The sequence below is a fragment of the Allorhizobium sp. nf9_anc genome (assembly GCF_056323085.1).
On sequence record NZ_JBWHZM010000002.1, the window covers coordinates 168828 to 194900 of the forward strand.

The following is a 26073-nucleotide window of genomic DNA, read 5'->3' on the forward strand; positions in this document are numbered from 1 at the left end:
GGATATAAACGCAGATCAACGAGAACCTGATTTAGTTCGCATAAGCTGAACTACACTTGGTATCCTTCGGGCGTTACAGTGGATTTACGTCAGATGTGGTACCAAGGTTGTCGGCCGACGGTGGTGCAGTAACGGCAGCGGCAAGTTGAAGGCGTGACGGACTGCGCTGGGCAAGGCCGGTACGCCTCTGAAAGGACGAGGCGCTCGTTGCGCCATCGGCCACAAGCCTGTGAAGACGTTCAAGCCGATCAGTACAGGCCAAATCAGCCTTGCCGCGCCGCGCCGCCTGATGGGCAAGACGATTGAGAGCTCCATAGGCGTAGAGGTGGTATTCATAGGCCCGCTCCGCCCGCGCCAGTTCCAGCGGAAGAAAACCGTTCTCGTCGATCTGGCAGGCGCCGACTGCAAAACTCGTCTCCGACCAGGCCTGCATGTCCCGGTCGTTCAGGAAATCGCCAATATCGGCCACCGCGGTCCCGGCCCAGTAGCGGTGATTGTTGCGCCGTGATGTCGGACCGGCTTTCCAATCATAATAGGCCATGGTCTGACGGGCGAGCGTGCGAAGCCAGGCGCGAATACCGCTCTCGGAATCAAGGCTCTCGCCATGCGCCTGGAGAACAAGGACGATGGAGGCGATATCGCCAGTCAAACGGTCGCGGGTGAGATTGGAATCAGACGTCACCATCTCGGTCAGGGCCTTGATGGCTGCCCAGTGGCGCAAGGCTTGGATTGCACATTTCGTCCCAACGCGCCCGTCTTCGCTTCCCCGTCGTGCAAGTGACGCTACATGACGAATGGCGGCCGTGATCGGGACCAGTTGGTCGGCGCGTTTTTGTCGCGCCGCTTCGTCTATCACAGAGCGGGAGGCGATCGACTGATCGTATTTCGACTGTGTTGCCAGACGCCGCGGCAGATCCGCAGGTTTGGTACAGCTGTCGTGCCGTGCCATGGCCGCCGAATGGATCGCCGAGTGGGTCGCGGGGTAAGTGTCGTCGGAGGCCGCCGTCTGCTCCGTCACGGCAAGCGAGGCCATCATCATGGCAAGGCCGAGCACGACTGAGGTTCGGGACAGGGCAGCGTTTGCCAACATGAAACTCCAGGACGAATTTCATGCTGGTCTAGCGCAAAAGATCTAAATTCCATTTAACCCGGATGATACAAGGCGATCCATATTGTGCGGGCCAAGTCTCGCCCCGGTCAGTTTTCGCGTGGGGAAACGATCAGGCGGGCGTCTGCCACGGTGATTTCTCCAAACTGTCTTGCAGCCTTGGCTGCCTTCTCGTTGCCGCTGGCGGCCGAAAGGGCGAGATAGGCCCGTGCGAGTTCGTGCTTGTCGGCCTGCTGGCCGTCGCCGAGCAGGATCATGGCAAGCCGATATTGGGTTTCCGCATGCCCCGAACGGGCCGCTTCCTGCAGATAGGCAATCCCCTTCTGCCTGTTGTCCTGGGATGCGGCCGGGCTGAAGATCAGATGGGTACCAAGCGCGACAGCCGCGGGTATGACACCGGCCTTAGCCTTCTCCTCCAGTCTGGCCAGGATGTTGTCCGATAGCGGTCGAGGCGCAGTTGCCAGCAACCGTCCCAGGCCGTCATAGGCGCCGGGCGTATCACTTTGCGCTGCGTTCAGATACAGCTCGCTCGCTGTGATCAGGTCTGTCGTGTCGCCGGTTGTTTCCAATTCCCGTGCCAGAATGAGAGCTGCCCGAACATTGCCCTTCGCCGCCAGGTGCTCAAGCCAGTCGCGCAAGAGCTGCTCGCCGCCGGGCATGCTCTGTGCCAGATCACGGTAGACACCGGCTGCATTGAGCTGCCCGGTCTCGTCGAGATCAACAGCCCGTTCCACCCAATAGAGCGCCTGTTCTGGCTCTTCGCGCCCTGGCTGCATCATGGCCCTTGCGATCTCCAGCATCTTGCGACTGCGCTGATCGGCTGGCACGCTTTGCAGCAGTTGATTGGCACGCCTCGTATCGCGCCTTACACCCCAGCCCAGTGCATAGGCGAGCGCGCCGTTCTTGGAGGCGCCGACATTGCCTTCCGAGCCACCGCGGGCGTACCAGTTGGCAGCCTCCTTGGGCAGTTTCGGACCCCCGATGCCGTATTGCAGCATGATGCCATAGGCATTGGCAGCAGCGCCCGAACCACGAAGGGCCTCCGTGCGGATCAGGGGGCGCAGCTGTGCGGCTGATTTGAACGGTCGGGGACCGATCTTGACGATCGCCTTGGCCGCTTCCCGAACCGCGACGCGGTCGCCGCGCAATGCGCTTGGCAGTGACTGTCGTAGCTGGGCTTCCGGCCCCGCGGCAAATGCCGGTGGTGGGGATATGGTCGACCCGAGGCCAAGGCCCAGGATGATGATCAAGGCGAAAGCCCGACCATTGAACAGCGCGAGCCGCTTGACGGCAGGGTGTCTGACGAAAGGATGTTTGACGAAAGGGTGGTCGGTCATCGCAGAATTACTCCACATAGCCATTTTGCAACGCCTTCTTGTGCCAGGTTTTCGCCGATTGCGGGTCCGATACGACGCCAAAACCGAGATCGAGCGCGATCGCGTATTGGAACATGGCTTCAGGGTCACCCTGTTCTGCGGCCAGCCGTGTCCAGTCGGTGCTCTTTGCGGCCGAAACCTCGCCATCAATGCCGGCCGCATGGAAGCGGGCAAGTATCTTCATGGCCGCAACGTCTCCTTTTTTCGCCGCGTCTTCCAGCAATTGGATGCCTTCGCGACCATCCTCGTCCCCACGTGTTGCCAGCAACATTCCCAGACTGCGAAGCGCCAAGGGATTGCCGGTCGCAGCCACGGTCTGAAGGGCGCTCATGGCATCAGGCGCAGATCCTCCATCAGCCAGGCGTGCAAGCTCTGGAACCGCAGATTGCTCGCCATCCAAGGCCGCCTGGCGATACCAGTTGATCGCGGCACCGCGCTGGTTTCCGAGCCTGTCGCCTTCTTCCAGCCGGGCAAGCACGAAGGCTGCCTTGCCACTGCCTTCCTCGGCGGCCCCTTGGAGCAGGCGCGCTGCACGCGCGGCATCGTCATGGGCTTCAGGAGAGAGCGTGAGGATCGCCTCGGCAAGAGCAAGGCGCAGGCGAGGGGAGTGTTCGACGACAGCCTCTGCATCCTCGAGCGCCTCGATCGCGCGAACTGGATCGTCAAGAAGTCTGTGGAGCCTTGCCTTCTGAACGAGGCTTTTGGGATCGCAGAGCAACACTGTGTCGAGGGTTGCGGCAACAGCCGGAAGCGGGACCGGATCATCGCCAAGCTCGGCCAGTGCCTCCGCGTCGCCTCGCTCTGCGGCCCGCAACAACCAGCCGTCGGCCTCAACAGACCCTCCGGCGTCTTGCCCCTTGATGCGCGCCAGAAGTCGCATGGCGCCCGCATGACCGCCAATTGCGGCGCGTTCCAGTCGGATCCGGACGTCCTCATCGACGGCGTTTTCTTCCAGGGCAATGCGTGCGAGTTCGAAATCCGCAGCCGGGTCGAAGCTCCCGATCAGCGTTTGAAGAAGCTCTGTGCTCTTGCCGTCATCTGGACCAAGCTTGCCACTGCGATAAGCCTGGGCCAGTGCTAAGCGGCCTGAAATCACGTTTTCCCCAGGAGCACCAGCGGCAGCGACCAAGGCGCGCGAGGCTTTGGTCGGCCCACCGGCTTGCGCGATCAGCGCAGATGCGCGCTCCACCATCGAGATCCGGTCGCCCTTTGCTGCAGCCTCTTCAAAAAGTGCTTGTGCCTTTGCCCTGTCGCCTGCTTCCAAGGCGCGACGGGCCTGCTTTCGAATGGCGAGCCCATTGCCGTCGCTCGCAGCGTCCTGAAGCCATTGGTCGGGATCAAGGCTTGGGCTGGGGCGACACACGGAAATGTCAGCCAGGCTTGCGATGGCGAGAGAAGACCCCATGTCTGCTGCGGCGCGCAGTTCCGTTTCCGCTTCCTGCAATCCGCCTCCCCATTTGAGCAGATAGCGGCCGTATAGAGCCCTCGCATCGGCTGTGCCCACTGCTCGGATTCGTTGATAGAGCTCGGCGGCCTTATCCGGATCGCGTGCGACGCCTTGCGCTGTCAGATAGCTATTGGCCAGGATGTCGAGCGTAAAGACGGAGGTACCCGGCCTTTCTGCTGCGGACTGCAGGATCATCTGCATTCGGCCAAAATCTGCGGTGCCTGTGAAGTCGCCCCGATAAAAGCGCGCTCCGAGCAGGACAGCGCTTGGGTCGCCATTGTCTACACCGGTCAGCAGCAGATCCTCGATGCCAGCTGGATCCGAACCGGAGGCAAGTTCAAGTTCTGCGACCGCCGCATGACCCAGGACCGAACCTTGCGCGATTGCCTCGTCCCAGAGCGCATGTGCCTTGACCTTGTCAACGGCAATACCGATGCCGTTCTCATAGGCTCTTGCGAGCTTTTCGAGGCCGGCGCGATGACCCGCGCCTGCCGCAATCGCGAACCAGGCAACCGACAGCTGGTCTGCATTCTTCAACTTGCGCTCAAGCAGGACCTGACCAAGATCGATCGCCAGATCGCATTCACCCTGGCTCAATGCCGTCTGCATGTTGATCGTCGCCAAATTGGCAAAATGGGTGGCCGCACCTTCAAACGGTTCGGCAAGCCTTCCATCGGCATAAAGAAGGGCAAGTTCAATGGCGGCCATGGGCTCGCCAAAGCCGGCAGCGATGCTGAGATAGCGCGCAGCATCATCAGCGGGCAGGGACGGCAATGCGCCACGCACGATCAATCGACCAAGCGTCAAAGCGGCATCCGTTTCCTGTCCCGCCGTCGCTTCCATCAGCAATCGGGCAGCGGACTGACGGTCCACAGGCCCAGCACGCTCGTCAAGCAAAAGCAGGGCCAGACGGCGCTTGGCACCCAGTCCCGTGACCCGATTGTCTTCGACGATCTGTTCTAGAAGGCGGCGGGCAAGGGGCAGATCGCGCACGACACCCGCTCCGCCGTCGATCAGGCGGTTTGCGTCAGCCAGGATCTGATCGGGTTCAAGCGGCGGCTGCCCGCCTGTCCATGTCTTCCAGTCCATGAACAGAGGGGCCGGGCTTTGCGCCTTGCGGCAGACCTTGGTGTAATTGAGCTCTGGCGGCGTAAGGGGCAGCGGCAGGGCGTCAAAGGGAATCGTCCCAGACGTCTCGGCAAGGGCCGAGGAGGGTAGCGGGACGAGTGTAAACAGCGTTGCCGCAATCATGGCGACGGTCTGGTTGTGCGGTCGGTTCATCAGCTTTCCTCCTGCCATGTCACATCGTCCTCTTCCCGTCCGAAGCGCTTGGCGGCGCCTCTAGTCGGAGGTGTTGGAAATCGTCGCGAGTGTCTCCGCGCCCGCGCCCGAGCGCACCGCCTGCAGCGTGCGTGCCGCAAGCAGGTTTCCGGACTGGGCCGATCTTTCGAACCAAGCCGCCGCCTGGTCGACATCCTGTTCCACCCAATCCCCGGCAAGATAGGCAAGGCCAAGTTGATAGGCGGCATTGGGATGGCTCCGCTCGGCCGCCTTCTTCAGCCATGCGACCGCTGCCCGGGGATCGCCAGTTGGCCCTTGTTTCAGGGCCATGATCCGGGAGAGTTCGTACATCGCATTGGTGTTGCCGGCATTGGCGGCCCGGGAAAGCCAGTCGATACCCTTTTCGCGGGACTGGCTGACGCCGTAGCCATTCAGCAGCATATGCCCGAGGGCAGCCATGGCTTCCTTGTCACCGGCCTCTGCTGCGTCGTGCATCAGGCCTGCCGCCGCATCCGGACGGATGGACGGACCAAAACCGTTCAAGGCGTATTCTCCAAGGGACCGACGCGCAGCGGCCGAACCGCGGGCAGCCTGACCGACGAGCAAGGCTTCGGCGGCGACCGGATCACGCCCGGCAGCGGAAAAGGCAAGCCAGTCGGCCTCCAGCAGACTGGCCTTGGGAAGCTTGAACCCGTTCTCGGTCCGGACGTCAGCGATCAGCGCTTCAGCCTTGGCAGCATCCCGCTCCACCCCGAGGCCGATCATATAGGCTCGCGCCATGACCAAGCGTGCTTCGGGATCCCGGGGATTGTCGCTGAGCACCTCCTGCAGCATTGCAATTGCGTGCTTTGCCTCCTCACGATAGGCAACGGAGGACAAATAGGTGGCTGCGAGCGTCGTTTTTGCGACCGGTGCGCCCGAGGATGCGGCCTGTTTCAGGATTGCAACAGCATCTGTCGCTTCCTCGATATTGGTGGCCATGGTCGACCGCAGTCGGCCAAGCGCAACGAGATCGGCAGGAGGCATTCGCTCAAGATCCAGCGACGTCAGCAGGGTTTCTGCCGTCGCCATGTGGCCCTCAAGACCGGTCGAGAACAAGACAGAGGCAAGCGCGATCCTGTCTGCCGGCGCCTGCGTGACCGACAGGGCACGCTCCAGGCTCACCCCATCGAGCTCGCTGTCACGCAAAAGCAAGTCCACCAACGCGATGCCAGCCCTTGGATCGCCTTCGTCGATTTGCCTGTGGTAGAAGTCTTTTGCTGCCTGGCGCTCCTTGCCATCCGCAGAGTGGGCATTCAGGTCGGCTAGCTCCCAGAACGCCCGTTCGACAAAGCGCTCTTGCGCTTTCACAAACCATCGGCGCGCAAAGCTCTCGCTGCGGGCCAGTTGATCGCCATGCCGGTAGAGCTGGCCAAGCCGTAACATGGCTTGCCCGACATCGTCGTCTGCAGCCCGAAAAAGCAGGCGAAGTGCCTGTTCAGTGGTAAGGACCGTCGGGGCGATGCGCCCATTGAGCACCAGATTGGCGACTGTGAAATTGGAAAAGCCGACGCTGACCAGAGGTGTCTTTCGCAGGCTCTCCATCAGAGCCCGGGCAACATGATCGGGCAGGGGACGGCCATTGGCCTCCAGCCAGGCATTCAAGGCCAGAGCTGCAACGCTCTTGCCCCTCAGCGCCTGCGCCTCGAGCATTGGAAGCAGCACAGGTGCGACTTGATCGGATTGAACGGAGCGCCAATGCTGACTGGCGAGATCCGCCAGGGCTTCCGGATCGGTTGCGATGGGCGACAAGGCCGCCTCGATCAGCCGTGAACGTTCGGCAGGCTCGCCTTGAAAGGCGAGCGCAAGCTTCAGGTCCAGGTTCGACAGAAGAACAGCCGCCTGGCGGACTCCCGCTTCGCTGGCGCGTTGCAGCCATGTCCGGGCCTTGGCATCCGAGACCGGCAATCCTGCCCCCGTGATCGCAGCACTGCCGAGCGCAAGGGCCGCAACGCGGCTGCCCGCGTTCGCGGCCGTTTGGTAAAGGTCTGCAGCGCGTGCGGGATCAGCGGTGACATGCTGGCCTGACAGGTATTCCGCAGCCAGTTGCTCAATCGCGGCCAGATGGCCGGCGTCAGCGCCCTGTGTGAGCCAGCCGATCGCGCGTTCGGGCTCCGCTGGAACGAGGATGCCATCCCCATAGACCTTGAAAAGTGAGAGGGCGGCTGCAGCATTGCCCTGGCTCGCCCTCTCCGTCAAACGGCTGATCAGGGTCGTCGTCAGCGTCTCGCCGATGTCCTGACCGAGCGCTGCCAGATCGGTGATGGCTGCAAGACTTCCCAGAAGTGCCGCCGCCTCAAGGCGCGGGACGACATCGTCAAGCGGGCGCTTCTGGTTTTCCAGGGCATCTGTGGCCAAAAGATAAAGCGCGTCGCCGTTACCCTCAAGCGCAAGCCGCTGCAGATCCGGCGCAACAGTCTTGAACGCAATGCCACCGTCTTCCCGCAGGAGCAGTCGACCAAGCGGAACGAGCGAGGATGCCGAGCGGTCGCCAAGGTCTATTGCCCGGCGATAGGCCCGGATCGCGGCTTCTCGATCCGCCTTGCGGACCGGATTGGAGGCACTGAAGATCAAGCCGTCGCGATAGAGTTCGGCCAAGTGGCGCTGATCTTCAGGCACATCGCTGTCTGTCAGCTGCTCGACAAGCGCGCGCTCTGTCTCGAAGCGTTGGGCAAGATCGGTTTCCTGCGCTCTAACACCCGGTGCCAGAAGTGTGGCCAGAAGCGTGGCCAGGATGACTATACGTGACGAAACCATCATGGCTGCCCCCAGAAACAGGTCGAATTTCCACCGACGAACTCGTCGATCAACGGGCGATCTGCCCGGATCTGACGCGCGAAAAGTCCCTTAAGACGGTCAAACGAGAGACCGTTGCCGTGCAAGGCTGCAGCCTCTGACCAGGCCATGTAGTGGCGACCATGGCCGCGGGTCTCAAGGAAGCCGAGCTCAAGCTTTCGGTAGTCCTTCTCAGGCCCTGGAATGTGATTTTCTGCCGCGTAGACCGCAACGAGGACCGGCGAGGCAATACCGTTGATCAAGGCCCCAAGCAGCGCCGCATAGGACTGTCCACCGGGCGCTGTGCGGCCATAAAGGTCAATGCCCTGGCCCCGGGCGACTTCCGCCAGAACTGTCAGGCTGGACAGCGTCTGGCGCTGGTACCACAAGGCACGCGCACCACGCCGCGCCTCGAGCTCCAGCGTGCCGTCTGGTCTTGCCTCGGCGAGCACGGCGTCATAGCGCGAAAGACCCTTTTCCATCATGGCGCGATCGTCAACGATCGAGCCCCAGACAGCCAGCACACTGTCAGCCAGAATGCGGTGGTTGTTGCGGTCGACGTCACCGTCGAAGAGATGATCGACCTTGGTTACCAGCGTGCCGATCCAGCCTTCCAGCAGCGTTGCGCGTTCAGGCTCCAGATCACGCCTCAATATGGCATAGGCGACCGTGAGCGGCAGAAGCTGCCGCTTCAAAGCGTAATAGGCGTCGTGCACTTCCTGCGTATCGGTGAAGGCCCCTGATGTCGCCCAGGCTGACAGAAGCTGCTCCAGTGTTGAGCGTGCCTTCGCGTCGCCGGCCAAGACCCGCCCCGACAGAACCATCACCGCCCAGGAGAAATCCTCGGCCGATTGATCCGAACCATAGCCTTCCGTGGCGCTGAGCCTCTTGATGGGCACAAGCCCGGCCCAGGCGGGATCGATCGCAACAGACAGGCACAACTGCCGGATCTCGCGATAGGGTTCAGTGGACAGCAGCGTTGCACGGTGGCTGACGTCAAACAGGCCAGACCAGCCATTTGCCGAAGCGGGTGTCGCCGCGCTCAGCGTAGCAAGCGTAATCAGGACCGAAAGCGGCGCGCCCCAGGATTTGTGCAAGCGTTCAGCCATCACGGGCGCTCCCCTCGCTGATCGGAGGCGCCTGCTTCAACAACTGGCCCGTGCAGACCGGGCTTGTCCGGGGCGGATGTGGCCAGCCGCCGAGGTCGCAGGCCTTGATGGCGGTTTCCGGCTCGCAGTTTTCGCTGGTCAAGAGGGCAGAGGTTTCCCCAAGGCGCAGCAGAAAGGGCGACAGCGGCTTTAAGTCACCACCATAGATCCGGTTGCTTTGACGCAGGAATTGGTTTTCCTCGATGAGCAGCTGGGCGGCACCGGCAACATTGATGGCGTTCCCGTTGTCGGCAAATGCGTTTCCACTCAGCACAGCCGTGACAAGCGCCTGGAACGGATCGAGTTCGAAGTTGCGTGTCTGACCTTCGGGCGACTGACGCAGATCAGAGACATAGATATCGGCACCGCTTGCGCCATTCGCTTCCAGCCGGTTGTCGTACATGCCGACATCGGTGCTGTTGCGGATCTTCACGCCGGCACGCTTGTTGCGGCTCAGATCATTGGCTACTGCAATGTTGCAGCCGCTTTCGTAGAAGGTCAGTCCATCGCCCTCGTTGGCCACCGCCGTATTGGCATAGACAATGTTGCGGATACTGGTGCGGTCCAACATGATGCCCGAACCCTTGTTGTGAACGGACACATTGCCGACGATAAAGCTGTCATCCACCTCACGCGAAATGATGATGCCGTGCTTTTTCTGGGAGCCATAGGCGGTGTTGAGGGCGATCAGCAGGTGGCGGGAGCGATCATGCGGATCAATGCCGTAGATGATGTTGTCACGATATTCGTTGCCGATCAGGCGAACATGATCGACTTCGTAGCTGTAATAGCCATAGCGCAGGTTCTCAAAGCTGTTGTCGATCAGATTGCCGGTTGGACGGTTTTCCTTCACCGCATAAAGCGACTGCACTGCCGCCCCGCTTGACTGTGTGAGCCCGAAAGCCTTGCTGGAATCGTAGCCGAGCATGGCGAGCCGGCTTCCAGCGATCTGCAGATCGCTGCCTCCCCAAGCGGTGATGAAGGGGCGAAAGCGGCTTCTGTCCTGGTCGGTCGCATGGGCAGGCTTTCCCGCCACCTCATCATAGCCGACGATCTCAGTATCCTGGACGATCATGCGTCCAGCCACCGCAATGAAGGCGCCTGATTGGGCTCCGAGACGATATTGATCGAATTCGGCACCGGACATCAGCAACGTGGCGCCAGGCAAAACGATGATCGGCACCCGAATGAGCAGATTGTCCTTGTCCGCGACCAGAAGACGGCGGGTGGTCGCCTCAGGTAGATCTCTCAACAGACTGCCGAGTGTGACCACGCCCTTCTCGACCGCAATGTAGCGGGGCCATGTCATCTGCTGGGAGATCTGGACCTGGTGAACGGCAACTTCGCCGCCATCGCCGAGCTTGAAAGCTTCAAGGCTGAAGGGGCTGAAACCAAGAATGGCAAGATGGCCGACGGGATCGGCGGGTGCGGGAACGCGCGCGCGCATACCGGCGGCATCCAGCCCGAAAATGTCAGGCATGGCAATTCCCTGAAGAGCGCGCGTTTCCGGTGCCGGGGCCTTGATACGGTGGCCCGCCACGGAGAAATCGGCTGAAAGACCGAGAGCTTCAGGTGACGAGGCAGCCATGGCGGGGGAGGCGACGGACCGTGCGAGTGGGTCAATTGTAGAATCGGTAAGCCAGCCCTTGACGTCCAATGCCCGGGCCCTCACCTCCGCGAGGCGGCGTAGTGCCGGGATGCGTGCCTGCCAGGGGAGCTCCGCCACCTGGCTGACGAAGTGTTCGACATTGCCGTCCGTCTCGAAACGGGCAAATGCGATCTGGCTGACAAGCCTTGCCTGCTCCGGCCCGGCAAGTTTTTTGAGCCGCGGATCGTCCAGTGACAGCGCGCCCTGTTTGACGAGAATTTCGGCAATCTCGCGCTCGGCCTCCTGCCGGGCCTTGGCATCCTCGATGGATTGTATCAGGGCGTCGGCTCGCGAGACTTCGCCGATCCGGGCAAAGGCGATGGCAATCTCGGCGCGGGAGCCGTCCATGTCGGGGCGAAGTGCGATGACGCCAACGGCCTCCTCCAGCACGGCCTTTGCATCTGCTGAACCAAGGGGTTCGGATGCAAGCGCAATCGCAATCAGGATACGGCATCGCGATGCTTCGCTCTCAGCCATGGCAAGCTTCGTGCGGGCCTTGTCAAAGTCCTTCGTCTTCAGGGCATGCGTGGCGAGTGCCTCGATGACCCGATCACGATCAGGACCCGCCTCGATCTCTTCAAGGCGCGTTTCCGCCTGGCCGGCCTTGCCGGCCTTGATGAGTGCCCTGGCAATGGCAGATCGGGCAAAGCCGAGATCTTGCGCTTGCGAAACCTCGGCCAAAAGGCTCTCGGCTTCGTCAAGTCTTTCGTCATCAGCCAGGCCCTTGATCAGGCGTGAATAGGCATGAGAGCGCTCGGGCCCTTCGGCCATGGGTTCGGCAAGCTTGCGGGCGGCTGCGAATTCCGAGAAACCCGCCAGGGCCGAAACGAGATTGGCAACAGCATTGGCATCGTCGAATTTGTGATCAACGCTCTGCTTCAGGATTTGCAGTCCTGCATCGTCATAACCTTGACGTTTCAGGTCTTTGGCAATGGCAATGTCGGCATCGATGCGAGCCTTGTCGGTGAGAAACAGTGGGACGATTTCGCGGGCGCGCATGGCTTTGCTCCGCTCGATGCGTGCGTCGACCACCTGTCTCAGGGCCTTGTTCTGATCGCGATCGCGCGACATGGACTTCGCCGTACGCAGTGCCAGGTCGTCATCGGCGGTTCCAAGTGCGGCGGCAAGGACAGCCTCCAGCAGGTCCTGGCGGACATCCTCATCGCGATCAAGCGCCTGAGTAAAGAGCAATGCGCGCGCATAGTCGCGGCTGTCGACTGCCTGACGCGCGCCGGCGGTGAGCACTGCCGCGGTCTTGTCCGTCGTGCCCTCGGCCGAAAGCCTGTCCAGCGCACGGGTCTGGTAAAGCTCCGCGCGGGTGCGCGCGAGGACGACGGCATTGGTTGCGATTTCAAGCAGGGTGTCGGGCAGTTGAGCTGGCGGAAAAACCAGAACTGCGGCCCGCAAAGCTCCATCACGGGTGGCGTCGCGCGGGATGGAGCGTGCCTCCTCGATTGCAAGCGTTGATAGTCGTTCGGCCTCTTCAGTTTCACCAACGCGCATATGTGCCGCAGCCAGCGTCGACCAAGCGGCCGAGCGATAGGCAGGATCGGACAGCTGCTGAACGATGGTCTTGGCCTCCAGATCAAGTTCAAGGCCAGCCTCGCCCTCGCTGAGATGCCCTGCCAGGGCGCCGATCAGGCTGAGCCGCAACACGTCAGGTGTGATCGCTTGTCCGGCCAGATTGGCAAGAGCCGACTTTGCCTCTTGAATGCCGACGGCCTGCCGTCCAAGTCCCTCCAGGACGGCGATGGCATCGACCGCCTCCCGCAGCCAGTGGACACGTCGGCCCGGGTCGGTTTCTGCATCGAGCTTGACCATCGCCTCAGAGACAATGCTTCGCGCCATGCTGACTTCGCCCTCGATCGCGGCATGGCCGGGTGTCAAGGAGACGAGGCTGAAGACCAGCGTCAGGGCGGTCAAGGTGATCCGGGGGTGACGTTTGCCATGAGAGGTCATCAGCCAACCTTCCTGATGTCCGGATTGCTCCGGCCTTGTCTGTCGGTCTCGGTTGAAAGTGTTGCGACCGCGCCTTTACGCTGACGCGTTGCACTCAAGAGCAGGGTCGCAGTGTCTGATGTCGGATTGTAGAGGGCCGTTTTGCCGACGCGTCCGATCTCAGCCGCCTCACCGGTACCAAGCGTGACCGGCATGGATGCACCTTCGATCATCACCTCACCGTCAAGCACACGGAGCGCCCGCGACAGGGGACCTTCAGTCTCGGTCAACTCGAGTGTCGCGCCCGGTAGAAGCTCAATGCGTTCGACGGAAAAGCCTTCACCTTCATCGATGACACGGCGGCTGCCAGCCAGCTCCTGGCGCAAGACATGGCGATCGGCTGCCGGATGAGCGATTTTCGCCAGATGTTGTGCGACGAACTTCACGTCTTGCGAGCGCGCACGGGTGGTGACCAACAGGACGTCGTCCGTATCGACAACGACGACGTCATTTAAGCCGATGACGCAGACAAGCCGTCCTTGCGCCTTGACATAGCTGTTTTCAACGTCGCGCAGGAGGATATTGCCCTTGACGACGTTGTTGCTGTCATCCCGATGCCCGACTTCCCACAGGGCTTCGAAGGATCCCAGATCGTTCCACTCCGGCGAGACCGGAACGACGCCGAGGCGCACTGTATGCTCCATGACGGCATGATCGATCGAGATCTCGGGCGCCTCGGCAAAGACTGGCGACAGGTGCAATCGGTTGCCGTCATGCCGGCCGTCGCGAATGCTCGTCGTCACGGCGTCGAGGACGTCGGGCGCATGGTGAGCAAGTTCTCCCAGGATGGTCAGCGCACGGAACATGAAGATGCCGCTGTTCCAAGTGTGCCGACCACCTGCGACCAGGGCCGTTGCAACGTCAAGCGGCGGTTTTTCGACAAAACTCAGCACATCAAGGACTGTGCCTTGCGTTGAAAAATCGGCCTCGATGTAGCCGAAGCCGGTTTCGGGAGCGTTCGGGCGGATGCCAAAAAGCGCAATACCCCCCTGTTCGACATAGGGAAGGGCGGCCCGATAGGCCTCGACCATGACCTCATGGCGGCCGATGCGATGATCACTTGGAACCACCAGCATCACAGCATCGGGATCCTCGGCGGCGAGTGCAAGTGCGGCAGCGGCAATCGCTGGTGCCGTGGAGCGCATGGCCGGTTCGATGAGGATGGTCGGAAGCCCTGCCGGATGCTGCATCTCATGCAGATCGAGTTCCACACGTGGCTCTTGCATGCTGTTGACGAGCACGGTTGCACGACCGAATTCCGGGCCCTCGAAACGCGCAAGCGTGTCTTGAAACAGCGACCGGTCGCTGCTCAGCTTCTGGAACTGCTTCGGCTCGAGGCGCCGTGAAAGTGGCCATAGACGGGTGCCAGAGCCACCACAAAGAACGACGGGGCGAATGACGCTCATCACTTCACCTCGCCGCTCAAGAACGCGGTTGTCTGCTCTTTGGCCCGCGCCCAAGAAACGCCGGCGATGAGACGGCCGAACAGGCTCTCTCCAAACAGATCGAACTTGACCTCGACGGGCTGGCCGATCATCTCGGGCGAGAGCGCCTTCTTCGGGGCAAGCAGCACAGTGAGCGGCTCCCGCGGCAGATCGGCCTGGGTGCCGCCCTTACCCGGCAGCCAGAGTATTTCGGCCTCACCGACAGACGAGCCGTCTGAATAGACCAGCGAGGCTGTCTCGACGCCGTAAAGGCTCATCAGTTCATTGTCGCCCACTGTGGCCGAGACCACGATCGGTGCATCAGCGCGCATCAGTCTGACCACCGGATCGCCCGTGCGAACGAAATCACCATTGGCGAAGCGCTGATCGACTTGCACGCAGTCACAAGGCGATTCCACCGTAATCGGATTGCCGACGGCGGGATTGACCGTCATCAGTGGCTCACCGAAGGAGACCTCGCGCTTTTCGTTGAGGAAGGTGATCCGGCCGATCGACGGCGCTGCAACATTGACCGTCTTGGCGGTTACTGCGGCACTTTCAGGGCGCACCACATAAAGCTCGTCATAGACATTTGCCGACAGAAAGGCGATGAGGGCCGCGCCAATTGCTGCAACGCCGGCGGTGGCGGCTGCCCGACGGCCAAGCTGGGCAATACGCGCGCCGGTCGATAGGCGCGGCGGTGGCGGGACCTGTTTAGACTTCACAATATCATTGCGGCGCGCCACATCGAGCACGTCGCCGGCCCGCACGACTTCGCCCGACAGGATCGCATCGGTCACATATTGCAAAAGGCTGAGTTGCCCGTCTTCGAGTGTCAGGAAGACGAAGCTGGTGCGGCCCACAGGATCGGTGGAATAAAGGACTTCTGCTGGAACTTCGGTCAGGCTGAATTCGTAGCTGCTGAAGGGGATCGTAAGATCCGCGAGGACCTTCTTGCCGGCGGTATAGCCTTTGGCGTCGATGGCGAAACCGTTCATCGACCAGTCATGCACCTGATAGATTCGGCCGTCGATCTTGGCACGCATCGGCAGACGATAGCGGGGGTGCTGACGTTGAAGTTCAGCCTCGTAGGTCATGGCTCCCATGATCGATGCTCCGGTTCTCTGGTGTTAAGGGCGGGGTATGGCGCTGATGCCAATCATCAGACTGCAGGCCGTAATCAGGGCGAGCACGCTGACGGACTGATAAAGCTTGGATTCATATTGGCGGTAGGTCACAAGCCAGTCGCGGTCTCGCCGGGCAAGCGTCGTGTTCTGGCGGGTCCATTTCTGGCGGTCGAGATGGAAGAAGACGAAGACCTTCATCGCTGATCCGAAGATCTGGTTGAAATACAGAAGCAGCGGGGTGACGATTGAGATCTGACGCCGGGCCGAAAACAGCGAGAGCGTGATGGCGTATCGTGAGGCCAGGATCCAAACGCCATAAACCAGGATGGTAAAGGGCGAAATGATGATGGTAGCGAGAATGGCGCTCGTGACCCCAATCAGACAGGTCCACATCGACATGCGCTGATCGAGGATTGCCCACCAGACGAACAAGCCAATGCGGCGTGGACCAAGTGCTAGGGCACGCGCATTGGTGCGCAGCATGTTTCCATACCAGCGGACCATCAGCATGGCGGCCGAGCGGAAGAAACTGTCGCTTGGCGGGTCCTCGATGGTCTTGATCATCACGTCGGGCAGATAGAGCATCTGGTAGTCGTTGCGCAGCAGCCAAAACCAGCTCGACTTGTCGTCTCCGGTCAGAAACTTGAAGCGACCCAGCCTTGGATGATCGATAAAGTCGACCTCGACCTGAGCGACGAACTCCGGATTGCAAATGATCGAAGCTCTGAACATCGACATGCGCCCGGTGAGCGTCAGAACGCGGCGCGACAGCCCCATGGATGACATCAGGATATGACGCTGAGCAAACCGCAGATCGTACCATTGCTGGAAGATCCACTTTCCGCGGACTTCAGCATACTCATCGGTCGTGAGCGCACCCACCTTTGGATCGTGGAAGAAGGGCGCGCATTTCTCGACCAGATCGTCAGGAACGATGCTGTCACCATCGATGACCGCCACCATGGCATCCGGTGCCGGGAACAGGCGGGCAATGGCGCGAAAACCGGAGGCGAGCGCATCACGCTTGCCGGTTCCATCAATGCGCACGATCACAAGGTCGACAGGGTCGGCTGGTGTGACCATCGCGGCATAAAGCTTCTTGATGATGCGCTGATCTGAGAGGTCGACGATGGACGCGATGACCGTGGCTGGACCAGGCGCCTTCAAAGCCGCAGCAAAGGCTGCACGATAGACGTCTATCGTCGTCTCCGTCGGGATCCGAAAGCTCGTCACCAGAAGATAGGACGCAAATCCTTCCCGCTTGTTTGCATAGGCTTTTCGTTGCATGCGCGGATAGACAATGCTTCGATAGAGCATTCCGCGCAGGAAATGCAGGATACCCCAGCCGTAGCGCCAGGCCCCGATGAGACCAATCGCCAGACCCGTCTTGCTATCGATGATCGCATAGGCCTGGCTGGGCAGCGAAGTCGCTGCCACAGCAATGCCCAGCACCATCAAGACATGTGCCGCCGGACTGGCGGAAAAACTACCAGCAGATGCCATGATAATTGCCCTGGCTGCGCAGCGACTTGTCGACCCGAACGAGGTCGATAATCCGGGTTTCGGGCCTTACCCGATCAAGCGTACCGTGCATTTCGGCGCGGTTGCCAACCACGATGATTTCCGAATCCTCGAAGATGGACTCGATATCCTCGTTCAAGAGCTCAGCCAGATGCGGCAGTCGCGCGCGCACAAAGCTCTCATTGGCCCCCGTCAGACGGTTGAGGCGGATATTGGGATCGAAGATCTTGATTTGATAGCCGCGGCCATAAAGACGCTCCGCAAGCTCGACCAGCGGGCTTTCCCGCAGGTCGTCGGTGTCCGGCTTGAAGCTAAGCCCGACAATCCCGACCTTGCGGCTCCCCTGATTGGCAATCAGGCTATAGGCGCGGTTGATCTGCACTTCGTTGGCAGAAAGCGTGGCTTCGAGCAACGGGGCAGGGGTGCCCTGGCGCCTTGACATGCTGATCAGGGCGCGCAGATCCTTCGGCAGGCAGGAGCCGCCAAAGGCAAAGCCGGGCGTCAGATAGGCCTTGGAGATGTTGAGGCGATCATCAGCGCACAGGATCTCAAGCGCGACATGGCTGTCGATGCCGGCCTTGCTGAGAATATTGCCGATCTCGTTAGAGAAGCTGATCTTGAGAGCATGCCAAGCATTATTGGTATACTTGATCCCTTCCGCCGTCTTGATATCGACAACAAATTTCGGACGCTTCAGCGGCGCATGGATTTCCTCCAGCCGGTCGAGCGTGAACTTGTCAGAAGCACCGAAGACGATGACGCCCGGGTCGTAATAGTCCTTGATCGCTGTGCTTTCGCGCAGGAATTCCGGCAGATAGGCGATGCCAAAATCCTCAGATGCCTTCATGCCCGAGGCTGCCTCAAGCGCCGGCACAACGACGCTGTCGGTGGTGCCTGGCAGGCAGGTGGAGCGAACAACAACGGAATGGAACGTGTTCTTCAATTTCAAAGCGGCACCGATATCTTCCGCGACACGCTTCAGATATTCGGTGTTCAGGTTGCCGTCGGGCAGGGAAGGCGTGCCGACGCAGATGAGCGAAAGATCCGTAGACATGATCGCAGCTTGCGCGTCCGAGGTGGCGGTCAGCCGACCGGCCGCCACACCCTCGCGGATCAGCTCCTCCAGACCCGGTTCGATGATCGGCGACTTGCCGGCCATCAATGGACCTATCTTGTTGGGATCCGGATCGACCGCCGTTACCTGGTGACCTTCTTTTACGAGGCATGCTGCAGACACCGCGCCGACATAACCGGCACCGAAAATACTGATCTTCATGGTCAGCTCCTTTGAATAGAGCTTCAATTAATCAAATAAAAATCAGCCTCACATCAACATCTGTTAATCAAGCTGTAAAATTATCGAAGAATAGATGCAGTTTGTAACAAAATGGGCCGCAATCGGCTTTTTGGCCGGCGACCCATTTGGCGAATATATCTATTTTTTTTGGATTTACTGCTTGAAGATTATTGACGATGGTGTCAGGCGGCAACGATTACATCGTCCCCAAGCTTGTCGAGGGTCGAGACACAGTTGACGAGAATGCCGCCGCGGCTGGTCGCAATCGCACCGCGTTTTGCCATGTCACCGATGATGCGGTTGAAGTGGATATGGGTGACCCCTATCGCATCGGCGAGCAAGGTCTGGGTGACCGGAATGAAGACGGGACACGGTTTCGTCTCCCGGGCGGAAAGGCGTGTGGCAAGCTCCTTGAGGAGCATCAGAACGCGAGCCTTTGCATCGCCGCGGCCAAGGCTGGTGATGTGATCGCGCATGATGGCATTCTGCTCTTCGGCCAGTATCCAAAGCGCCTGGTTCAGGCCGACGACCGTATTGGTCAAACCGATCAGGCTTTCGCAATCAAACCGGTCGATCCGGACCTGCGTAACGGCGGCAATGCCGTGATCCATGACGGTGGGATAGATATGTGGATTGCAAATATCACCTGCAGTCAGAAACATGATGACCTGGCGACTGCCGTCCGGCAACAGACGGTATCGCATAGCGAGCCCGTGGCCGATGGTCACGACCTGTCTGACTGTAGCCCCTGCGCTCAGAATTTCCGCGCCTTTGTCGGCACAGGTCGAGCGGAAGTGGACGCTATTGAGCAGCGGACTCGATCGTCCGGATGAGGGTAGCAATTGCGCGACCCGCTGCATGAAGGGTGATACATTATGCATGTTACTGTCCCCAACGCTAAAGCTACTGAAAAGACTTGCCTGCATGCCTTACATCGTTCCGAAGCGCTGATCAGGTCACAACGGATCAGGCGAGGGTGTGTCAGAACATAGTCTGAAAACCCCCGCTTCCCTGGCTTAAATCCCTAGATACTTTTCTTGCCGCCCTCGATCTTTGCCGCCGTTGGCTCGATCTTTCCTGTGGCTTGTTCAAGCAGTGACTTGAAACTGGCGTTTTTTTGTATGGCTGAATGATACAAAGAATCAGAACGTGAACAAGTGGTTAAATTTTAAAGATTCGAATTGTTTTTGAGTTTTGATTAACTCACGTCAACGACGCCGGGTTTCATTGCTTGATACCGATAAGCTCCTTCCGAATACGGTGGAGTGCCAGCATGCGTATTGATGCAATCAATGATAGTTTGGCGATAGATTCACAAGAACATTTTACTCTAGGTCTTGATGATGCCGGACGTGCTTTCCGGCGTATGCTCTTCGAAGACATATTGCCGCTTTGGTCTACGGTCGGGATCGATAGAAACCGCGGTGGTTTTTGCGAGAGTATTTCACGCGAAGGCCGAATTCCGTCCTCTTCCCGCCGAGTAAGAGTGACTGCCCGGCAGATTTACAGTTTTTGTGAGGCGGCTCGTCTCGGCTGGAACCCGACGGCGGCGGCTGCCTGCATTCGGCACGGTTATCGCTTCCTGTTAAGCAACAGCTCGCCGGACGGACTTTTGTTCCACGGACTGAGTGATGACGATGCGCTTCTTGACCAGGATCACCATCTCTATGACCAGGCTTTCCTGCTCTTTGCCTATGCGCACTCCTTTGCTCATCTCAAGGATGAGGATTTCCGCCGGCGTGCCATCGTCGTCCTTGATAGCCTGAGGCAAAGGCTTGGTCACGAGGCGGGGGGCTTCAAGGATCATACGCTGTCGCCCTACCCCCTCCGCTCCAATCCACATATGCATTTGCTTGAGGCCGCACTTGCCTGGATGGCGGTCGACGCCAATCCCTTGTGGCGCGCGCTGGCAGATGAGATCGTCCAGCTGTTTAAGAGCCGGTTTTACGACCCCGAGAACGGCGTCGTGCGGGAGTATTTTGACGCCGATTGGAATGTAGTCGACGAGGGCGGTCGTTGGCGAATTGAACCCGGCCACAACTATGAATGGGCTTGGCTTCTGGTGCGCTGGTCGCAGGCAACCGGCGGCAAGATCGGCGATCGCGCCGAACGCATGATCGCCTTTGCCGAAAATCATGGCGTCGATCCGGCAAGGCGGGTGGCTGTCAATGAAGTCTGGTCTGACGGTCTGATTGCTGACGGAAACGCACGGCTCTGGCCGCAGACGGAACGGCTGAAGGCTTGGCTTGCTCTGGCAGAGATCAGCGACGGCGAGGCCCGCTGGATTGCCGAGCAACATGCGCTCGAGGCAAGTCAAACTTTGCTCTCTTATCTGACCCTTGATTCACGCGGCATCTGGCATGACGTCATGCTGGAAGACGGCAGTTTCAAGTCCGGGGCAGCACCAGCAAGTTCCCTCTATCATATCATGTGTGCCCTTGGTGAACTGATGCGATATGTCGGGCGCGCAAATACAAGTGTCAGCATCGGTGTCATGAAGGCAGACATGCTTGACGTGAACGCAGATCAGATCATGCCGGCTGGCATCGTCATGAGGATGTCGTGATGTCGGCGCCGTCATCCGCCGCTCTTGCGACCTTAGGCCCCGTCTTGTCGGTCATCGACGCTGGACACGAACCCGGTAGCCTGAAGTTCGGCACATCTGGATTGCGTGGGCTTGTGACTGATCTCATCGGCTTGCCCACGCGTGCCTATAGTCTTGCCTTCGTCCTGCATGTGATCGATCAGACACCCCAGACAACCCATGTCCTGGTCGGCCGGGATCTTCGTTCAAGCAGTGAGGCAATTGCTTTTGACTGCATGGCGGCGATCCGACTGGCAGGTCTTGAACCTGTCGATTGCGGCGCATTGCCCACGCCGGCTCTCGCGCTTCAAGCGCAAAGACAGGGCTGGCCCGCCATTATGGTCACCGGCAGTCATATTCCCGATGATCGCAACGGGTTGAAATTCTATCTGGCCAAGGGTGAAATCGCCAAGGCTGACGAGCAGGCTATCTTGAACATCCATGGCGGTCTCGATGACGCAAGGCTTCATGCCCTTGCAAAGGCCGAGCCCGGGACCGTGGCGATCGACCATGACGCATGCCCGCGCTATATCGATCGATATGTGTCCTTCTTCGGTCCGGATGGTCTAAAAGGTCTGCGGATCGCCGTCTACCAGCACAGTTCGGTGGCGCGCGATATCCTTGTCGAGCTTTTGCGGGCGATGGGTGCGGAAGTGGTCGGCGTCGGTCGGGCTGATCGTTTTATCCCCGTGGATACCGAGGCCCATGATCCGGAACAGATCGCCTATATAGAGCAGATTGCGCGGTCTGGTTCATTTGACGCCATTGTCTCGACGGATGGCGACGCGGATCGGCCATTGGTTGCGGATGAGGCGGGACTGATCCTGCGGGGCGACGTGCTCGGTCTCCTGGCGGCAAAGCTCCTCAATATGCAAACAATCGTCACACCGGTCACCTCAGGCAGCGTGATCGACGCTTGCGGATTTGCAGAGCGTGTCATTCGCACGCGTGTCGGATCGCCCTATGTCGTGGCCGCGATGGAAGAGGCCGCAGCGTCAGGCGATGGGACCATCATCGGTTTCGAGGCCAATGGCGGCACCCTCATGCACTCATCCGTGATCGGTACCGATGGCAGTCTCCTTGAGGCTCTGCCGACGCGAGATGCTGTCCTGCCAATCCTTGCCAGTCTGATACCCATCGCCCGGTCTCGTCGGCCTCTGTCGATCATCGTTCACAGCCTGGATGTGGGCCATGCTCTGGCCGACAGGCTGAAGGACGTGCCATCGGCACTCTCGTTGCAGCTCTTGATGCGGCTGGCCGATGAAGAGGATTTTGCCGCCCAGTACTTCCGGAAGGTTGGCGACATAGTGGCAATGAGCCAGCTCGATGGCGTCCGGTTCCAGTTTGCCGATGGCGCGGTGATCCACTACCGCGCATCCGGCAATGCTCCCGAGCTTAGATGTTACGTCGAGGCCAAGGAGGCAAATCGCGCCTCATATCTTCTCAGATGGGGCCTTGAGGCCGCACTCCACCAGCTCCCCCGAAAGGGACAATTGCCGATCTAACGCTAATCCCGGGGCGGCACATCGCCGTATGACGATGAAACGAGACTTATTGACGGAAGTCTCTCTGAAAGGAGAGGCGCAGGATGTGTCAGTCGACAGTGCCGTTGCTCTCACCGTCAACCTGGTGCGCGCCTACGTTGCCAATCATATCGTGCCGCCAGCGCAACTGGCAGCGCTGCTTGAACAGACACATCGCACTGTCCTCAATCTGGCGAACTTGAAGCGAGAGGAGCCAGAGCCGCCCATTCCACCGGTCCCGGCCGGAGCAGAGCGGATCACCTGCCTTGAATGCGGCAAGTCCTTCCGGTCCCTCAAGCGTCACCTGTCAGTTCAGCATGGATTGACACCCGACGCCTATCGAATGCGCTGGGGCCTGCCCTCCAACTATCCGGTGACATCCCCTGACTATGCAGCCACGCGTTCCAGCATTGCGCGAGCCCGGGGGCTTGGAAAGCGCCCGGAAGACTGGAGCAACCCGACGGTGACGGATGAGGAAAGCCAGCGGCAAGAGGACTGACAATGAGCGGGGACTTCTCTCAAGGGCAGATCAATCTTCTCAAGCAGGCCATCCGGCGCTGCAGAACCGCGCTTGTAGGCGTGGGTCTGGTGAGTGCTCTCGTCAACCTGCTCTTTCTGGCTGGTCCACTCTTCATGCTCGAGGTCTATGACCGGGTCCTGCCGAGCCGCAGCGTGCCGACCCTGGTCTCGTTGCTGGTTATTCTCGTCTTCCTCTATGCATGCCAGGGCTTTCTCGACCTGATCCGCAATCGTATTCTGGCACGGGTCGGTGCCTATGTGGACCGTGTCGCGAGTGAAGTCTGTTTTGCACAATCAACAGCGCTACCGACACAGATACGGCCAAACGAGCGGTTTTTCGCGCTCAGAGACATGGACCAGGTCCGGTCGTTTTTGGGTGGCCCGGGACCAAGCGCCTTGTTCGATCTGCCATGGATCCCGCTATACATGCTCGTCTGTTTTTCGTTTCACCTGTGGATAGGCTTGGCGGCGCTCTTAGGCGCACTCGTGCTTCTTTGCCTGACGCTCGCCACCGATTTGGCATCGCGCGAGCCAAGTCAGGTTGCGACCGGTTTGTCGGTTGAGAAGGCAAGTCTTGCCGACGCGGCCGCGCGCAACGGAGAGACCGTTCGCGTTCTCGGTATGGTGCCACATCTGGCGCGACGGTGGTCGGCCCTGAACGGCCGCTTCGTCGCCAGTCACCTCACATTGAGCGATGTGGGGGCTGGCTTCGGCGCCATGTCGAAGTCGTTTCGCATGTTTTTGCAATCAGCGATCCTGGCGCTGAGCGCCTATCTCTACATCGGTGGCGAAGTGAGCTCTGGCATGATTGTGGCAAGTGGCATCCTCGTCTCAAGGGCACTGGCGCCAGTCGAGGTCTCGATCGCCCATTGGAAGACGTTTATTGCCGCAAGTCAGAGCTGGAAGCGGCTGGCGAGACTGTTTTCTGAAAGCGGCAGGCCAGAGCGCTTGGCTTTGCCAGCTCCGAACGAGCGCCTCAATGTGGACGGGTTGGTCGTTTCGGCACCCGGCGCGCAGATGCCAGGGCTCCTCCAGGCAACATTCTCCGTCAATGCCGGCTCTGCATTGGCAGTGGTCGGTCCCAGTGCTGCCGGGAAATCGACACTGGCGCGCGCCTTGGTCGGTGCCTGGCCAGCAGCACGGGGCTCTATCCGCCTTGACGGAACGCTGATTGATCATTGGGACCGCGAGGTTCTGGCCCGACATATCGGCTATCTGCCACAGGATCTCGAACTGTTTTGCGGGAGCGTCTCGGACAATATTGCGCGCTTTGATCCATCCGCTCCGCCCGAGGCGATCATTGAAGCGGCAAAGGTGGCAGGCGTTCATGAGATGATTCTGAAGCTGTCTGATGGTTACAACACGCAGATTGGTGAGGGGGGTTGTGTGCTGTCCACCGGCCAGCGTCAGCGCATCGGACTTGCGCGCGCCCTTTACGGCAAACCATTTCTTGTGGTCCTCGATGAGCCGAATTCCAGTCTCGACCAGGCCGGAGAGGAAGCGCTGACATCTGCCATTCGGGCGGTGCGGGATCGCGGCGGTATTGTCGTTGTTATTGCCCATCGGGCAAGTGCATTGGAGGCTTGTGATCATGTGATGCTGGTCAGTGACGGCCAGACGCATATGCTCGAGCGCAAGCGCGACGTAATCCGCTCTGTGCCTGAGGATCCCTCGGTTTTGGGTTCAGCACCACGGCTTGTTGCAGCCGGGTCTTATGCAACTGAGGCCCATGGCGCTGGCGACCGTCTACATGCTGTTGCGGAGCGAACATGACCGAGATGTCTGAAGAACGCCTTGTCCGCTCAATCAGGCGCAACCTGACGGCAGCACTCGCTATGCTCAGCTTGCTAATTGCCGGAGGCGGGGTAGCAGCGACTGTCGAGATCGCTGGTGCCGTGATTGCTGCCGGCAGTGTGGTGGTCAATTCCGAAGTCAAAAAGGTACAGCATCCGGAAGGCGGCACGGTCGCCGAAATCCTCGTGTCGAACGGTCAGCAGGTTGAGGCGGGTGAGCTTCTCGCACGGCTCGATACGACGCTTGCTCGCGCCAATCTCGCCATCATTAGCGCAGCACTCGACGAGATCCTTGCAAAACGCGCCCGTCTTCTCGCCGAGCGTGATGGCTTGGCAGAGATCGTCTTTGATCGCGAGCTTCTTGAACGTCGTGGTGAGGAAAACCTCGATTACGTGCTGTCAAACGAGATGGGCGCCTTTCATCTTCGCCGTCAGGCGCGTGACGGTGAAAAAGCGCAGCTTGAAGAGCGTATTGTGCAGCTGCGCGAGCAGGTGACGGGTCTCGAACAACAAGCCCAGGCAATGGACGTCCAGGTCGAACTTGCAGGCACCGACGTCGAACTCGCCCAGAAAATGTGGAAGCAGCAGCTCGTTCAATATTCCCGGCTGAACAGCGCAGAGCGCGATAAGGCCGATCTCGACGGTGAGCTTGCCGGTATCCGAGCCAGCATCGCGCAGACGCGAGCGCGCATTTCTGAGACAAGACTGGAGATTTTCCAGGTCGACCAGCGACTGCGTGGCGAGGTGGCGCGCGAACTGACAGAGGTGAGTGCATCGATATCCGAACTGCGCGAGCGAAAGCTGTCCGCGGAGGATCAATTGCGGAAATTGGATATCCGCGCGCCCCAGGCCGGGACGATCCACCAACTTGCGATCCACACCGTCGGTGGGGTGGTGGTGCCGCAGGAAACATTGATGTTGATCGTCCCGCAATCCGACCTGCTTGTCGCCGATGTCAGGGTTGCGCCTGAGGACATCGACCAGGTGCATTTGGGACAGGGTGCTTTCCTGCGTTTCCCCGCATTCAATCAGCGCCTGACGCCGGAACTGCATGGGAAGATCGAGCGCATCTCGCCGGATCTTGTTGTCGATCCGCAAACCCGCGTGGCCTACTATCAGGCAAGGGTTCTGCTCGATCATGAGGGCGTCGCTCTCCCCTTGAAGCCGGGTATGCCGGTGGAGGCGTTTTTGAGGACGTCAGATCGGACCGTCGGCTCTTATTTGATAAAACCATTCAGCGATTTTTTCTCGCGAGCGATGAGATCGGAGTAAGGCCGGCGAGAGGCCTCTTGTCGGACGAGCGGCTGATTGTTGGGTAAGTAAACTGCCACATCAAGCTTCATCGGAAGTCGCTGGTGTGCGAGCGCACCTATGCGTAGCGCTGTTTTACACCCACGTTGCCACTGCCCCAGTTGCCTTTAATCTCCTTTAACGGATAGGCGACGCAAGTTCGCTGAACTGCCCC

Annotated in this window: 16 protein-coding genes; 5 read left to right on the forward strand and 11 right to left on the reverse strand. The window is 60.0% G+C overall.

What is annotated here, in order from left to right; all coding sequences use genetic code 11:
* Nucleotides 1-73: 73 nt before the first annotated feature.
* The 11 genes from AC02Y0_RS22955 to AC02Y0_RS23005 all read right to left on the reverse strand — a co-directional run bounded on the left by AC02Y0_RS22955 (nucleotide 74) and on the right by AC02Y0_RS23005 (nucleotide 19070).
* Entirely contained in the window at nucleotides 74-1090 is a 1017-nt protein-coding gene (locus tag AC02Y0_RS22955; protein WP_476384166.1) for an alginate lyase family protein, read from the reverse strand.
* 107 nt (nucleotides 1091-1197) lie between these two features.
* Nucleotides 1198-2445 (reverse strand): tetratricopeptide repeat protein, encoded by a 1248-nt coding sequence (locus tag AC02Y0_RS22960; RefSeq protein ID WP_476384167.1) that lies wholly within the window; start codon nucleotides 2443-2445, stop codon nucleotides 1198-1200.
* A gap of 7 nt (nucleotides 2446-2452) precedes the next feature.
* Nucleotides 2453-5212, reverse strand: coding sequence for a tetratricopeptide repeat protein (locus AC02Y0_RS22965; protein ID WP_476384168.1), 2760 nt, complete (start codon nucleotides 5210-5212; stop codon nucleotides 2453-2455).
* A 60-nt stretch (nucleotides 5213-5272) separates the two neighbouring features.
* On the reverse strand, nucleotides 5273-8011 hold the full coding sequence (locus AC02Y0_RS22970; protein WP_476384170.1) for a tetratricopeptide repeat protein: 2739 nt from the start codon (nucleotides 8009-8011) through the stop codon (nucleotides 5273-5275).
* The gene (locus AC02Y0_RS22975; RefSeq protein WP_476384172.1) at nucleotides 8008-9135 is read right to left on the reverse strand and encodes an alginate lyase family protein; all 1128 of its coding nucleotides are present in this window, start codon (nucleotides 9133-9135) and stop codon (nucleotides 8008-8010) included. Before AC02Y0_RS22975 ends, AC02Y0_RS22970 begins: the two co-directional genes overlap by 4 nt.
* On the reverse strand, nucleotides 9128-12781 hold the full coding sequence (locus AC02Y0_RS22980) for a NosD domain-containing protein (protein ID WP_476384173.1): 3654 nt from the start codon (nucleotides 12779-12781) through the stop codon (nucleotides 9128-9130). The genes AC02Y0_RS22975 and AC02Y0_RS22980 overlap by 8 nt, the downstream gene beginning before the upstream one ends.
* Entirely contained in the window at nucleotides 12781-14226 is a 1446-nt protein-coding gene (locus AC02Y0_RS22985; protein WP_476384175.1) for a mannose-1-phosphate guanylyltransferase, read from the reverse strand. The genes AC02Y0_RS22980 and AC02Y0_RS22985 overlap by 1 nt, the downstream gene beginning before the upstream one ends.
* Nucleotides 14226-15350, reverse strand: a complete 1125-nt coding sequence (locus AC02Y0_RS22990; RefSeq protein ID WP_476384176.1) for a PilZ domain-containing protein — start codon at nucleotides 15348-15350, stop codon at nucleotides 14226-14228. Before AC02Y0_RS22990 ends, AC02Y0_RS22985 begins: the two co-directional genes overlap by 1 nt.
* Nucleotides 15351-15374: 24 nt before the next feature.
* Nucleotides 15375-16874, reverse strand: coding sequence for a glycosyltransferase (locus AC02Y0_RS22995; protein ID WP_476384178.1), 1500 nt, complete (start codon nucleotides 16872-16874; stop codon nucleotides 15375-15377).
* A complete protein-coding gene (locus tag AC02Y0_RS23000) occupies nucleotides 16858-18168 on the reverse strand; it encodes a nucleotide sugar dehydrogenase (RefSeq protein WP_476384180.1) in 1311 nt (436 codons plus the stop codon). Before AC02Y0_RS23000 ends, AC02Y0_RS22995 begins: the two co-directional genes overlap by 17 nt.
* 203 nt (nucleotides 18169-18371) lie before the next feature.
* Nucleotides 18372-19070, reverse strand: a complete 699-nt coding sequence (locus AC02Y0_RS23005) for a Crp/Fnr family transcriptional regulator (RefSeq protein ID WP_476384182.1) — start codon at nucleotides 19068-19070, stop codon at nucleotides 18372-18374.
* 392 nt (nucleotides 19071-19462) lie between these two features.
* Between AC02Y0_RS23005 and AC02Y0_RS23010 the strand changes: the two genes are divergently transcribed.
* Genes AC02Y0_RS23010 through AC02Y0_RS23030 form a run of 5 tightly spaced genes read left to right on the forward strand, consistent with a single transcriptional unit; the run spans nucleotide 19463 to nucleotide 25880 of the window.
* Nucleotides 19463-20755, forward strand: coding sequence for an AGE family epimerase/isomerase (locus AC02Y0_RS23010; protein ID WP_476384184.1), 1293 nt, complete (start codon nucleotides 19463-19465; stop codon nucleotides 20753-20755).
* Entirely contained in the window at nucleotides 20755-22278 is a 1524-nt protein-coding gene (locus AC02Y0_RS23015; RefSeq protein ID WP_476384186.1) for a phosphohexomutase domain-containing protein, read from the forward strand. The genes AC02Y0_RS23010 and AC02Y0_RS23015 overlap by 1 nt, the downstream gene beginning before the upstream one ends.
* A 49-nt stretch (nucleotides 22279-22327) precedes the next feature.
* Nucleotides 22328-22795 carry a Ros/MucR family transcriptional regulator gene (locus AC02Y0_RS23020; protein WP_476384187.1) on the forward strand — a complete coding sequence of 156 codons (468 nt, stop codon included), beginning with the start codon at nucleotides 22328-22330 and terminating at the stop codon, nucleotides 22793-22795.
* 2 nt (nucleotides 22796-22797) lie between these two features.
* Complete coding sequence (locus tag AC02Y0_RS23025; protein WP_476384188.1) at nucleotides 22798-24588, forward strand: type I secretion system permease/ATPase; 1791 nt, start codon at nucleotides 22798-22800, stop codon at nucleotides 24586-24588.
* Nucleotides 24585-25880 carry an HlyD family type I secretion periplasmic adaptor subunit gene (locus AC02Y0_RS23030; protein WP_476384189.1) on the forward strand — a complete coding sequence of 432 codons (1296 nt, stop codon included), beginning with the start codon at nucleotides 24585-24587 and terminating at the stop codon, nucleotides 25878-25880. Before AC02Y0_RS23025 ends, AC02Y0_RS23030 begins: the two co-directional genes overlap by 4 nt.
* The last annotated feature ends 193 nt before the right edge of the window (nucleotides 25881-26073 follow it).